Genomic DNA, 12,832 nt, shown 5'->3' with positions numbered 1-12,832 from the left:
ACACTCAATATGATGAAAACCCTCATTTTTTCAGCCATTTTAGCCGCATGCTATACGTCAAATGCATTGGCCGACGCGGCGGTGACTGACGCCCCCGCGTTCAAGACGTTCCACATCGGTAAAATTGAAGTGACGACGCTGCACGACAAGTCTTCTCTCTTGCCAAATGATGGAAAAGTTCTCGGTGTTGACGCGGGTGAGAAGTCAGTGGCGAGTGTTTTAGCGGCAGCCGGAGCACCCACGGGGCAGATTAAGCTGGATGTCGACGCTCTGTTTGTGAAAGACGGCAATAAAAATATTCTTATCGATACCGGCCTGGGACCCAGTGCGCAAGGCCTGCTGGTGCAAAGTCTCATCAAATCTGGCCATACGCCTGAGCAGATAACCGATGTGTTAATAACCCATGTTCATCGAGATCATATCGGTGGTCTGGTGACGGCAGACGGCAAACAGACTTTCCCTAACGCGGTGGTAAAAATCTCTTCACCTGACTGGACATGGTTACAAACCATGCCCAAAATGGCCGCGTTGGTCAACGTTATCAAACCTCAGGTCAAGACCTTTACACCGGGCGATACCGTCATGCCTGATATTCAGTCCGTGCCCTTGCAGGGTCATACGCCGGGTCACGTTGGCTACCAAATTACCTCTGGAAAGGCGCGTATCTTCGACATTGCCGACTCTGCCCATAGCTCAATTATTTCACTCGCCAAACCTGAATGGGCGATAAGCTTTGACAACGATCGGGCAGAAGGTATTGCAAACCGCAAAACTGTGCTGAAAGAAGTCGCGGCGGATCGTGAATTGATTTTTGCCCCCCACTTTCCGTTCCCCGGCGTGGGTTATATCGTGCCGAAAGACGGTCATTACGTTTTTCAACCTGCTATAGATTAGGCCGCTTTATAGCCATTTTACAAACAAGTAGCTGCATATAATTTGGGAAGGAACAAACGAGTTTGTTAAGACTTCAGAACTGATACAAACAGATGACTGTAACAGCGGCTTATGCCTGGTAACGGTTTATTTATCCAGGCAGAACCGCTACCCCTCTACAGTACGGTAATTTGCATGCTTTCAAGTAATCTGCTCATGTCTTCATCCAGGCTGCCGTCAATCAATAAAGTGCTGGCCATATTCAGGTCATCAATAGCAAACGCAGAGGCTGAATTAATTTTTTCAGGTGAAGCCATTACCACTGTTTCAGCGGCTCTTTCAGAAAGTGCTTTTTTCACACAGGCCTCTTCATAGTTACCTGTCGTAAATCCGGCTCGCTTGTGTACACCTGTTACGCCCATAAAAAAGAGATCGGCATTGATTCTGCGGATGGATTCAATCATTGCTGCACCCGTGGTGACCACGGAGTGCTTATATAACTGACCGCCGATAACTATCACATCAACCAGAGGAAAATCTATCAGTCCGACTGCGATTGTAGGACTGTGGGTGACTACGGTAAAAGCCAAGTCTTTGGGTAACAGCTTGATCAATTCCTCAGAGGTTGTGCCTCCGTCAACAATAACGATATATCCTGGTTGAATAAGCGTTATCGCCTTCTGCGCAATGATTTTCTTTGACGGTATCTGCACGCTTTTTCTTACTTGAAACGGTGCAATCGCAGCAGAGACGGTTAAGGCCCCACCGTGAACTCGCTGAAGAAGTCCCTCAGCCGCTAACTCCCTTAAATCACGACGAATTGAGTCTTCTGATATAGCAAATCTCTGACTCAACTCCCGGGATAAAACCTGTTTCTCGCGCGCTAAAATTTCCAAAATAAGCTGCTTTCTCTGGCTCGATAACATTTCTGACACCATTCACGATTGATCTTGATATTGCACGATTGTGCATGATAGCGTGTTTCTTGTCATCCTAAAGGAGCAAAAACATGCACAAAGAACAGCAAAAAGTCCGACATATCAGAGAGCAACTACTGTCTGATAACTGGTATACGCTCAAAAAATACACCTTTGAACTTTTACGCCGAGACGGCCGCTGGCAGGAACAGAGCCGAGAAGCTTACGATCGCGGAAATGGCGCAGTCATCCTGCTTTATAACAAAGCCAAGCAAACCGTCGTGCTGACCCGACAATTCCGCCTTCCCGTTTATATCAACGGCCACAGCGGTTTCCTGATAGAGGCGGCTGCGGGGTTATTGGATAACGCTTCTCCCGAGAAACGTATTATTGCAGAAGCGGAGGAAGAGACCGGCTTAAAAGTCACCGCCGTCGAGAAGGTATTTGAAGCTTATATGAGCCCAGGATCGGTCACGGAAAAGCTGTTCTTTTTTATTGCTGAGTACGCAGAGCACAATCGCAGCGGTGCCGGTGGAGGACTGGCTGATGAAGGCGAAGATATTGAAGTATTGGAATGGTCTTTTGAGCAGGCACTGTCCGCAGTCAGGAATGGCGAAATTCAGGATGCAAAAACAATTATGCTGCTTCAGCATTTGGCGATGAACCAAATTTTACAGGTGAATTCATGAAAAGAATGCTCATATTGACAGCCGGTTCACAGAAAATAGGTGATGAAGTCAGCGAGGCATTTTTATATCCCGTTGCTCATCGTTTACTTCAGCACTGTGATGCAATCTTGCGTATTCCCGGCCCATCACAGGGCGCCGATAATGATGTTTGCATAGGAAAAGAGCAAGGGCTGAGGATTTACACTGAGCTTCAACAGATCCCCTCAATAAATAATTAAACCGCACAGGCAATTTGAAAATTAGTCTGCTTTTATATATTAATGAATGAACTCATTTACAAGCCAGTACAAGCTCCCTGCACTGGCGATTTTCCAAGGAGGTTAAGCAATAAGACGCCCGTCTGTGGCTGTTGATTTTTATCGTCGAGATGGTGGGTCATATTAGGTAATAACGCCCATACGGCAATGAGCGTTATCACGCCACACAAACTCACGACAAAGAAGGGGGTGCTCCAGCTGTACCAGAGTGCCAGCTTCAACCCAAAGGGTACACCGCCAATGGCAGCGACTGAGAAAGCGCCCATAACAATAGCCATTGCTCGCCCTCGCTGTGCCGTAGGTACCTGATCAGTTACGATTGCCAGCGCAATAGACGTTGCAGGCCCTGCAAATAGGCCAGCAAACAGGCGAGCGATGAAGAGACTTTGCATATCCCAGGCAAATCCACATAATAACGTCGATAATGTCAGTCCAAGCAGAGCGACAATCGTCACGTGTTTACGATCAAAGTTATCAATAAACTTGGCCGTAAATAACGATGAAAGCGCTGCCGCAAGCGTATAGCCTCCTCCCAAATAACCTATGTAAGTGGGTGATATAGACAACTCTCTCGCCAAATCGGGGCCAAGGGGCATGATCATCATAAAATCTACAGCATTTCAAGATGTAAGGAGATGGCCTGTAAGGAAGAAAGCCCGTAATCAAAAAAATTACAGTCAGTATTAAAATCTGCGGCTGTAATATGATGCCTTAACACCCTCATAACCGGATGTTCAATAGAGGATAATTAAATAATTAATTCACACCATGTATGGAACGATTTTTTATTATGCTGCTCTCGCACTGATTGATGCTAACTCAAAATTCACACATTAATCAGCTTGTTAGTTAAACCCCAGGAGCCTTATGATATTTTAACACCAACCAAACCTTAGTGTATTAGGCCACAGCATTCAACATCTCACTCCAGCAAAAGTATTAATGAAAAATTAAAATTTACACATCGCTGATGGATACACCCTAGACAACCAAAAATCCATATAAAGATTAATTAATATTCATACATTCAATATAAACTCATTCACTTAACATTAAAAAATAGTAAAAATAGTAAAAATAGTAAAAATAAATTAATTTTAATTCATCCAAGTCAATAATTAATAAAAATAAAAAAAATCAACCTTATTTAAGTTAGGGCAAAACTCTTATTTCAAGCACGAATAGGACAGTAAGATAAAAAAAGCCCCGCCAAGATGACGGGCACCCACCAAAAAATAACAATAAAAATAACATATAAAACAATGAATTATATTAACACCTGTATATTTGTACTGTGCTTTATGATGCATTTTGATTCTTTTTAAGCTATTTTATTGCCATCAGTACCCCCTACAGTACCCCCTGTATTGGGAGTCTAAAAAGGAAAATGCTTATGGCTTCGTTTAGTGTTGAAAAAAGAACCTTGAAAGATGGTGCTATAAAATATCGATGCACCCTCAGCGTTAAAGAAGGTGGAGAGTTCATTCATCGTGAAAGAAAAACTTTCGCAAAAATATCTTTGGCAAAGGCATGGGGAAGAGCTCGCGTTGCTCACATTGAACAGTATGGCATTCCAAATAAGCATTCGAAGTCTGATGATAATCAATCTAGCTCAGAATTAACCCTAGGTGAACTCATCTCAAAATACATGAAGCATGAGCATGTGACCTTTGGTCGTTCTAAGCGTGATGCGTTGAATTTAATAAAAAAACATGAGATTTCAGACTTACCGTTGAGTAAGCTTACTCAGCAAAGTTTTATCACACACTGCGATTATAGACGCCAAAAAGTATCGCCATCAACAGCAGCGCACGATATCAATTACATTGGCGCTGTTTTGAATTCAGCAAAACCTTTATTTGGTATCAACGCTAATATTACAGAATTCATTGCTGCTCGTAATGTTATGTTCCGCATGAATATGATTGGTACTGGAAACACTCGTAACCGCCGTCCAACAAGTGAAGAGATAGATTTGCTGATGATTTCTTTAAGAAGCAGACAGTCCACCTCTTATCATGGGATTCCTTATGCTGATATCTTCATGTTTTCGATTCTGTCCTGCATGAGGATCGGTGAAGTCACTAGACTTCTTTGGAGTGATGTTGATAAGGCATCAAAGGCTGTTTTAGTCAGAGATCGTAAAGACCCAAAGAAAAAAATTGGCAACCACATGATTGTTCCGTTGCTTGGTGAGGCATGGGAAATTTTAAATCGACAACCAGAAGAACATGAATATATCTTTCCATATAAATCAAGAACAATAACTCAAACCTACCGGCAAGAACGTGACGAACTTGGAATTCTTGATTTGAGATATCATGATCTCAGGCGTGAGGGGGCGAGCAGGCTGTTTGAGGCGGGGTTCAGTCTTGAAGAAGTTGCCCAGGTTACCGGGCATAAGTCATTATCGACTTTATGGAATGTGTACAGAGAAATTTTTCCTCAGAGTCTGCACGATAAATTTGCAGCATTACAGGATAATAAGAAGGCCTACGTGGCGAAATGATCTCACCTTCATAGTGATGCGGAGTAAAACTCTGGCAATTCTATTGCTGAAGGGGAGAAATTCCTCCTTTCATATCTCCTTATAAATACATAGTATTTGTGCTGGATGCGCGGCAGGCTATGATGGAACATTAGGCTTAAGGCTCGGTTGCCTGAACAGACACTCCCCTAACAGAAGGATTTGCACCTAATGAAATTTAGATTTTTGCCACCAGTTATCGTACTTCTTGGTGCAGCAGGCTTCATGATCTGGTTCTTTGCCAGTGGTGGCGCTGCTCACGGCGGGTGATGCGGCCTGAAGTTTTTGAGGTATTTGCCGATGAAGTACATACAGCGGCGCACTTGGCAGAGATCGAGGCGCACACTATATTTTCAGGGAAGCTGAATAGAAGAGAGTAATCTTGGAGCCTAACCAAAAACCTCTAAAAGCTGATGATAGCCCGACAGAGCAGCACCCGCTTTTTGGTCTCGAAATTGAAGAGTGGACGCCGCCGAATAGAAGTACGGTACATCTGAAAAGCTTTGCGATTGCGAATGACGGCTTGGAATATGCAACTAAAGGCATTAGAGATGGTGAAAATTCTCAGGTTCAAGTTACGTTTCCGTTACATGTTCCGGCCTCTGAATGGTTTTGTACTAAGTTGGCTGAGATGTGCAGTGTTCCAACGCCAACATGTAGGGTTCTATTAGAACCTGAGAGTCAAGAGCTTTTTTTTGGTTCAAAAATAAATTTAGCGGCATATAGAGATGCTCTCGTTGTTAACCAATGGTCAGAATTGCTGAAAAATGCCTCTTTTTATCTGAAAAAACAGCTGTGGGCGATCTACGCCTATGACCAGTTTATTTATAATGTTGATCGTCATTTCAACAACTATCTTTATGTTCAAACTCGACAAAATACGGTTGCTGTTGAAGCATTCGACTTTGGTTTATCTTCATTGGTTCATGGATGGCCGAACAAAATCGGATCAGCATTGTTACCGGCTGACTGCAAAACAAACCTAGTTTGGGCTATTATAAAACAGGTAATAGGTTCCGATGCCGATCTTACCGCAAGCGCCTGTAATGTTTTGGATAAACTTAGAACTCTAGACAGTAAGGCGATAGACTATATTTTTTCTGGAATGCCTGAAGCATGGCTCAGCGCCTTGCAGAAACAAGCTTTGATATCGTGGTGGGATAGCGAATCACGTATGGAACGTCTGAGTAGTGTAGAGAGCGAGGTCACACGATGAACCGTTTTAAATTTAGTATCATACGAATGATACCGGACCCTGTAAGAGCAGAGTCCATTAATGTCGGTCTTGTCGTGTGTGGCGAATTCGGCTTAGATATTAGAGTCTTGCAGAATGCACGAAAATTAAAAGCCGTGACAAGCTTAATAAACCTTAACTCTTTAAATGAATTTTCCAATGAAATTGAATGGATTTATTCTTTGACGAAGGATTTCGACTCTCTTTCCAAGGTCTTATCTGGGAGCCTTCAGTTATCTGCTCATGGTGTATTTACACTAAAAAACGTGACTGATTATGACAATAAAATTGAGTCATTGATGAAGTTGTATGTTAACCCTTCATTCGCCAGCAATAGAGCTCCTCAAAATAAGAGAATAATTACTGAGCTAAAAGAAATCTTCGGTAAGGCTGGTATTTTAGGTAAAGATATCAATGAGATAAATAACCATCGCGTTGTTTCAAATTACCCGATATCTGAGGAAGAAGGCATCTACGCTGAGCTTTTGCTTAAAAATGGCGCTTACCATTTGACCGAAACCCTTGATCTGCGGAATGACAGCCTAAAGCAGAAAATGGGAGATTCAGCGCTTAAAGCGATTACAATTGCAAAAGCCAAAGAAGCTTTATTAGGTAAAGTAAAATCTTTCGTTGTCTATGCGGCCAAAACAGCTAGAGAGGATAAGATCGGAATTCCCCAACTCAATTTGGTTGAAGGATATGCTGATAATATCTTCAACATCCATAGTACAGACGATATGGCCAAATATTTCGACCATATGTATACGGCTGCTGGTAAGTCTATAAATTACCATAACTAAGTCCAAAAATAACCGGGCCCCAGAGTCTGGTTTTTTGTTCCTACCCGAATAACAATAATAAACCTTCAGTAGTATTCCTTTCTCGCCGGCACATCGCCGGTTTTTTTTACCCATCATATCCCCTTTCGCACATGCTTTGCTGCATAAACAGAATGCCTTTGTCCACAGTGTTTTCTAGCGTCATTTTCCTGGACTCAAGGATAGCAACAATTACATCTCTTCGTAATCAGCTGCTGACTTCCCATATGCAGGCATTCTTCCCATATCTTGTTACTCCTTCAGTGAGCGAGTCAGTCTACGGTTGGATTTTTGCAGTGATAATTTTAATGTCCACTGATAGCAAAGAGTTGTCTTCATGACAGATTGAGTGAAATTAACGATTGGTATAATCTTGTAAAATCACAGAGATTATTCCTTTAAATCCCAGTTAGCGTTCTTCTTAAGATAAAGAAGGGCTTGAGCAGTCCAAAGGCTTTATAATTTAATTAGAATTTTTCATCAGGCTCTTGCAAAAGCCCTATAGTGTAGGTTAATAATTCTTTTCTGTAACTATCTGTAGAGAGATCCTCGCTAAGTTCTTTACCAAAAAAATTAGCTATAGATTTCTTATCAGCTTCTATACCTTTCATTGCAAAACTTAAAGCGGCCTCACCGATAAGCCGGCAAGCATCTGAATGGAGGATTTCTTTTTTAGAGTTTTTCATTATGCGGCCATTCGAGAATCTTAAAAGTCAATTGATGCCATCAGTGGCGGACTCAAGGGTTTCAAAAACCAAGTCAACTGACTCTAAAGTTGATTGACCAATATTGTAACCATTTAGTACCTGCCCATTATTATAAACAATCATATTTTCATAATGAACATTATCAACCCCTTCGATTACTTCCACAATATAAAAATTTACTCCAATAAACTCTGCTGCTTCTATGGCAGCATTAACTATCACGGGATCAGAATATACATTCTTCAATATCGCAATACTTTTAGAACTATCAACATTGGAAAGGCCTAAACCTCTTTTGAATAACTCCACTAGTTCTTTTTTCTGTAAAACGATCATTAATGCCCCTCCACAGTGCTGTGAGTAAATTCCCTTGGTGTTGAGATTAAGCTCATAACTGCTCGTGCTTGTACAATCACGACCTAAACAGCCCACACAACATACATAAGGCATTGAAATTGATCAAGTTTTTTCATATTGATAATTATTAAATCATTGATATTGATCGTTTTTTTCTTAAATTCACCTTAGAAAGAAAAGTTTAAATAGCTAAAATTACAACTTTGTCTATAGTAAAAAATCCAATTTCGCCCTGCCCCCTGATTCGATGGTATCCTTGCGTGGAAAATAATCAAAAAAATGAATAAAATTCATAAAAATAATAAAAATAATAAAAATCACACACTTACACACTCACAAGTTTTTAACCACAACTTCCCCCCACACACAACAGTAAATTCCGCTAGCTTTTAGGAAAAATCTATATTATCTATAAAAAAGGGATTTCCACATCCCAAAAAAAATTAAAGATCAATTAGCCTGGCTTTGTTTTAGCTGGGATATTTTTAATAATTACACTCAGCGGATTTTATGAAGAAGACCTCAATAATTAACAAAGAAAACCATTATCAGCAGTGTCCCTTTTGTGAAAGCAATCTAACTAAAAGTCCTAATGAATGTTTTCAGTGCGGTGCACAGATGTTCAAAAACCACATTAACACACTAGATAGAGCAAGAATTTCGTCTATAAGGTTAATTCTATTTACAATAACTATCCTGATAACGATAGTTTTACTTATAACAATAATTGACTTTTCTTCAATTATTATAATCCTTGTGTTTTTACTAGTTCTTTCTTGGTTTTCACCATTGATATTTTTCAAGTTAAAACGTAAAGGGAATAATGTTTGGAGAAAGAAATTAATGCCTTGGTAAATGGATACCTTCCATGATCTTGCATCATATTTTCAACTGTTTAGTCATCAAAAAAAATAATTTCAAAGAAGAAAAAAATAAATATTCGTGGAAAAACCACAAATTATAGATATAATGAAATTGTCCGATGAGCCTTCAGTCTAAATTTCTTCTGAAGATACTGACGATTTTTCTACACCCAAACTTTGAACACTGACTATTAATTAGCCCGCGTAGTTTCGGGCTTTTTTTTCTTTACGCTCATATTACAAGCAATAATCAATCTCTTCAGTGTAGGCATAGTTGATGCTATATATGTTCACACCCAACACTATCTTTTCCTCTCCCTCCTGATCCCCCCTTCAATAAGGCGAACACCATCCGGAATATCGAACGACTGTAAGCAGGCGGTTGGGTAAAGCTTCAGTCTCTTATCTTTAAACTCCCCCATGTGAACAACAATGACAATACTGCTATCAACGGGTTTTCGAGCTTTGTTAACAATCAGCACAGCATCCTTTTCGATACCAGCATGCCAGCTGCAGCTTTCCGCCTTTACCAGAAGGACGGGCTGATTGCCGTCCCACCTCACTAACTGTTTCGGTGTTACCCTCTGCTCTGCGTAGTACGCTGCAGATGGTGGAAATGCCATATCAACGGCCCCGTTTGGATTGTACATCTGGAACGTCCGAGCTTCCCCCTCTTCGGTCGAGATATCACGGAAATTGTGTACAAATCTCGATCCACTCATTGGCTTCCTTCAATAACATATACTAATTGACCCTCTCAAGTTCAGTAACAAAATTACTAGTTATTTCTTCGCGCCTGCCCTATGGGTCGATCTTCACGGCATTGTCTAATGCAATTCCTTTGTTGTTATAACGTGGCACTTACTTACCCTTAAAAACTGTTCATACATACAGCTCAAAGATACATTTTAGTGAGGTGAAGGCTGGTTTTTATGAGTTGCACTATCTGACTGATAAGGAAGGAAACTTTATTTGTTTGACCAGTTAGAGTTACTCAGTTTGAGTCTTCGCACCAATCGATCCCCCATTCTCATGTCATTTGGATATGTGTTCGCAAATCACTTGGTCGTATCTAACGAAAATTTTAACTGTCAGAGCAAAGTCTAACTGACTGCTTTGCGCGAAATGCTGCAGTTCGCAATTTTTCTCACAACAGGTTAAGGCATGACTAACATCAGGATGTATTAATTAAGGGGGTTGAGGTCATTCGTCCATATGAGAGAGGGTCAGATGGTTCAGCAAAGAAGGGGACGAGTTAGAGATGAGATAAATCTTCCAGAGACAAATCGCGTCTTAATGGATTGTTATACTGTTTTTATCACGTTGAAGGAGACATATTACCTTTATGTATGCAAATATACGTTGTGAATTTTTATGATGGTACTGTGGTTATGTTTTCTGTTCCCTTTCCTGTTATTACTTTGTTTGCGCTATTGATTTTAATAGTAATGGCGCTATTTACTGAAAAAAATCGCCACAGCGGTACACTTCGTTTTCTTATCGCCTGCACAGTCCTTCTTTCTGTAAGCACTCTGCGCTGGGAGTACGAGTCAGCCATGCTCAGGAATATTCAATCCGTCTTGGCAATACTTCTACCCCCTCTCGCATGGCACAGTTTCATCTCAATGACTGAAAACAGCAAGCAGCATCGCTGGGTATTGCTGCTTTTACCCCCAACCATTGCCTTATTGCTAAGGATGGTTTGGCCGGCGGCGACTGATTTCATCCTATTTATCATTTTTACAGGATACGGATGTGGCCTCTTTCGTATTGCATGGCAGGGGGAGCGTAACTTCACGCTGAACCGTCTGGCGGAATCAATATATACGGTAAAGATGGCTTTTTTTGCAGGCTGCTTTCTTTGTATATCTGCATTGACAGATCTTGCGGTTACATTTGACTTCAGCATCACCGGTGGAAAACAGGCTCCGGGTATGATTGTCATTTTCCAAATGACACTGCTTCCTCTCATCGCTGCGGCTATTGTCAGTGCGGGACAGACAGCTGTATCAGGAAATGATAAGCCTGAAGAAATAGCCCCCGAGAGTATTTTAGTACCCGCGGGAGAGTTTGATGAGATTTATAGTAAACTCGAGAAACAAGTTCGCGACACAAAAATTTATCTTAATCCCGACCTAACACTGAGTATTCTGGCCAGAAAAACAGGCATACCAGCACGACATCTTTCAAGTGCAGTCAATTCTGTAAGTCAGTGCAATGTATCGCAGTGGATCAATGGCTTCAGGATTGAATGGGCTAAGGAACGGCTGTTAGACACCCCATTGCCTGTGACGGATATAATGTTTGAGTCTGGCTTCACTACTAAATCAAATTTCAATCGTGAATTTCTACGAGTTTCTGGTGTATCACCTACCTTGTACCGACAGAAGATGCAGCGTAATTAAGCGTAGAATTCAGAAATGCACTGATCTTACGAACCAGCTTTTGATGAATATTCGCTCTCTTTGCAAGAGGACCATCTTGGCAAACAACATCGTCGCCAGGCGATTCTTCGTTTAGGATATTTTCAGCGCCGGGTTTACAAAGCTGCATAAAACTGAAATGCGTCGCGCCTTCAACGATCTCATATTGCCTCCTGTTTGGATTCATTTCGGCAGCAAGGTATCCAGACTCCTGTCCTGCGGGTAATTCTGCCAATGTGTCCTCCTGTGCAGCTAAAATCAGGACAGGAATATTAATAGCATTTAGACTGGCAGGGGTAAATCCAGGTGCTAATCCTAGATCTAGAGAGACTACAGCCCGGATCCTTACATCCCTGTTATTTGAGGATATTTTTTCCTGGGAAAGCGTTTCATTGATACCCAGTTTTTCTGTTAACTGGCAGTCGCCCCGTTTGGAATGGTTTTGACAATCGTGGATAAACAGGGAGGGTTTAAATCGCGCACCCGCCAGCGACATCACCGTCCATCCGCCAAGAGAATGCCCTAAAGCAGCAATACGTCCCTTGTCCGTTGCCCCGAAAAGTGCGGGAGAATCTATGACGAAATCAATAACCCGAGAAATATCGTGCGGACGTCGCCACAATTTTTTAGCATCTATCGGATTCTGATCAAAAGTAGTAGTGCCCGGATGATCCGGGGCGGCAACAATATACCCCTCTGCAGCCATCGCGACAGCAATCCAGGACAGATTCCGCCAGTTTCCGTTATATCCGTGTGAAATAACTAAGAGAGGATGTAATCCAGGTAATGGCGGTGCATCGGGGTTTACCGTAACACCAACGAAAGCCGGATTACTTCCTATATTAACTGTTCTTCCCTCAGAAGCTGCTGGATACCACACAGTCAAATTTAGAGTTTCGGACTTTGGGTCTGATAGCGTTATCTGGCGAAAGCCTGGAGATGCCTGCCCTTGTATGCAGTAAAGGGTCATAGTCAATAAAAAAAAAGCTCGTATGCACATCATAAATAATCCTGTAGAGATGAATTGTGTAACTTATATATATCAGGTTCGGTATCCGGGCGTCCTAGAACATGATTTAGGTCGTGAATTTGTTTTTTTTTGTCATTTTTCATGCACATATCTGACATCAGGGTACCTGAGTATCACTCCCATTGCGAATGACATGC

13 protein-coding genes are annotated in these 12,832 nt (G+C 41.6%); 7 read left to right on the top strand and 6 right to left on the bottom strand.

Annotation, left to right across the window (positions count from 1 at the left end):
• Positions 1–9: 9 nt before the first annotated feature.
• On the top strand, positions 10–894 hold the full coding sequence (locus tag GA565_RS10960; protein ID WP_152198475.1) for an MBL fold metallo-hydrolase: 885 nt from the start codon (positions 10–12) through the stop codon (positions 892–894).
• Positions 895–1,049: 155 nt separating this feature from the next.
• On the opposite strand, the gene GA565_RS10955 is transcribed toward GA565_RS10960, so the two are convergent.
• Complete coding sequence (locus GA565_RS10955) at positions 1,050–1,799, bottom strand: DeoR/GlpR family DNA-binding transcription regulator (protein ID WP_152198474.1); 750 nt, start codon at positions 1,797–1,799, stop codon at positions 1,050–1,052.
• Positions 1,800–1,882: 83 nt separating this feature from the next.
• Here GA565_RS10955 and GA565_RS10950 point away from each other — a divergent pair, with 83 nt between their 5' ends.
• The gene (locus GA565_RS10950; protein ID WP_152198473.1) at positions 1,883–2,479 is read left to right on the top strand and encodes an NUDIX domain-containing protein; all 597 of its coding nucleotides are present in this window, start codon (positions 1,883–1,885) and stop codon (positions 2,477–2,479) included.
• On the top strand, positions 2,476–2,697 hold the full coding sequence (locus tag GA565_RS10945) for a hypothetical protein (RefSeq protein WP_193311896.1): 222 nt from the start codon (positions 2,476–2,478) through the stop codon (positions 2,695–2,697). Before GA565_RS10950 ends, GA565_RS10945 begins: the two co-directional genes overlap by 4 nt.
• A gap of 56 nt (positions 2,698–2,753) precedes the next feature.
• On the opposite strand, the gene GA565_RS10940 is transcribed toward GA565_RS10945, so the two are convergent.
• A complete protein-coding gene (locus GA565_RS10940; protein ID WP_152198472.1) occupies positions 2,754–3,341 on the bottom strand; it encodes an MFS transporter in 588 nt (195 codons plus the stop codon).
• A gap of 788 nt (positions 3,342–4,129) precedes the next feature.
• On the opposite strand from GA565_RS10940, the gene GA565_RS10935 reads away from it, so the two are divergent.
• From GA565_RS10935 to GA565_RS10925, 3 genes are all read left to right on the top strand, one after another.
• Positions 4,130–5,245 carry a site-specific integrase gene (locus tag GA565_RS10935; RefSeq protein WP_152198471.1) on the top strand — a complete coding sequence of 372 codons (1,116 nt, stop codon included), beginning with the start codon at positions 4,130–4,132 and terminating at the stop codon, positions 5,243–5,245.
• Between the two features lie 400 nt (positions 5,246–5,645).
• Positions 5,646–6,479 carry a hypothetical protein gene (locus GA565_RS10930; protein WP_152198470.1) on the top strand — a complete coding sequence of 278 codons (834 nt, stop codon included), beginning with the start codon at positions 5,646–5,648 and terminating at the stop codon, positions 6,477–6,479.
• The gene (locus GA565_RS10925) at positions 6,476–7,297 is read left to right on the top strand and encodes a DUF3037 domain-containing protein (protein WP_055780680.1); all 822 of its coding nucleotides are present in this window, start codon (positions 6,476–6,478) and stop codon (positions 7,295–7,297) included. The genes GA565_RS10930 and GA565_RS10925 overlap by 4 nt, the downstream gene beginning before the upstream one ends.
• Positions 7,298–7,782: 485 nt before the next feature.
• Here the strand turns inward: GA565_RS10925 and GA565_RS10920 are convergent, their stop codons facing one another.
• From GA565_RS10920 to GA565_RS10910, 3 genes are all read right to left on the bottom strand, one after another.
• A complete protein-coding gene (locus GA565_RS10920) occupies positions 7,783–8,001 on the bottom strand; it encodes a DUF2767 family protein (protein WP_152198469.1) in 219 nt (72 codons plus the stop codon).
• A 27-nt stretch (positions 8,002–8,028) separates the two neighbouring features.
• Positions 8,029–8,358, bottom strand: coding sequence for a hypothetical protein (locus tag GA565_RS10915; protein WP_055780686.1), 330 nt, complete (start codon positions 8,356–8,358; stop codon positions 8,029–8,031).
• A gap of 1,186 nt (positions 8,359–9,544) precedes the next feature.
• A complete protein-coding gene (locus tag GA565_RS10910; protein WP_226950948.1) occupies positions 9,545–9,964 on the bottom strand; it encodes a DNA polymerase V in 420 nt (139 codons plus the stop codon).
• A 669-nt stretch (positions 9,965–10,633) separates the two neighbouring features.
• Here GA565_RS10910 and GA565_RS10900 point away from each other — a divergent pair.
• The gene (locus GA565_RS10900; protein ID WP_152198468.1) at positions 10,634–11,647 is read left to right on the top strand and encodes an AraC family transcriptional regulator; all 1,014 of its coding nucleotides are present in this window, start codon (positions 10,634–10,636) and stop codon (positions 11,645–11,647) included.
• Here the strand turns inward: GA565_RS10900 and GA565_RS10895 are convergent.
• On the bottom strand, positions 11,613–12,668 hold the full coding sequence (locus tag GA565_RS10895) for an alpha/beta fold hydrolase (protein ID WP_152198467.1): 1,056 nt from the start codon (positions 12,666–12,668) through the stop codon (positions 11,613–11,615). The genes GA565_RS10900 and GA565_RS10895 overlap by 35 nt on opposite strands.
• Positions 12,669–12,832 lie beyond the last annotated feature (164 nt).

Source organism: Rouxiella sp. S1S-2, assembly GCF_009208105.1.
Taxonomy (GTDB): domain Bacteria; phylum Pseudomonadota; class Gammaproteobacteria; order Enterobacterales; family Enterobacteriaceae; genus Rouxiella.
This window is presented reverse-complemented; position numbering and strand designations above follow the sequence as displayed.

Bases quoted from the DNA above. Each gene is read 5' to 3' on its own strand.
- GA565_RS10960 (WP_152198475.1), top strand. From the start codon at position 10: ATGATGAAAACCCTCATTTTTTCAGCCATTTTAGCCGCATGCTATACG.
- GA565_RS10955 (WP_152198474.1), bottom strand. From the start codon at position 1,799: ATGTTATCGAGCCAGAGAAAGCAGCTTATTTTGGAAATTTTAGCGCGC.
- GA565_RS10950 (WP_152198473.1), top strand. From the start codon at position 1,883: ATGCACAAAGAACAGCAAAAAGTCCGACATATCAGAGAGCAACTACTG.
- GA565_RS10945 (WP_193311896.1), top strand. From the start codon at position 2,476: ATGAAAAGAATGCTCATATTGACAGCCGGTTCACAGAAAATAGGTGAT.
- GA565_RS10940 (WP_152198472.1), bottom strand. From the start codon at position 3,341: ATGATGATCATGCCCCTTGGCCCCGATTTGGCGAGAGAGTTGTCTATA.
- GA565_RS10935 (WP_152198471.1), top strand. From the start codon at position 4,130: ATGGCTTCGTTTAGTGTTGAAAAAAGAACCTTGAAAGATGGTGCTATA.
- GA565_RS10925 (WP_055780680.1), top strand. From the start codon at position 6,476: ATGAACCGTTTTAAATTTAGTATCATACGAATGATACCGGACCCTGTA.
- GA565_RS10920 (WP_152198469.1), bottom strand. From the start codon at position 8,001: ATGAAAAACTCTAAAAAAGAAATCCTCCATTCAGATGCTTGCCGGCTT.
- GA565_RS10915 (WP_055780686.1), bottom strand. From the start codon at position 8,358: ATGATCGTTTTACAGAAAAAAGAACTAGTGGAGTTATTCAAAAGAGGT.
- GA565_RS10910 (WP_226950948.1), bottom strand. From the start codon at position 9,964: ATGAGTGGATCGAGATTTGTACACAATTTCCGTGATATCTCGACCGAA.
- GA565_RS10900 (WP_152198468.1), top strand. From the start codon at position 10,634: ATGTTTTCTGTTCCCTTTCCTGTTATTACTTTGTTTGCGCTATTGATT.
- GA565_RS10895 (WP_152198467.1), bottom strand. From the start codon at position 12,668: ATGATGTGCATACGAGCTTTTTTTTTATTGACTATGACCCTTTACTGC.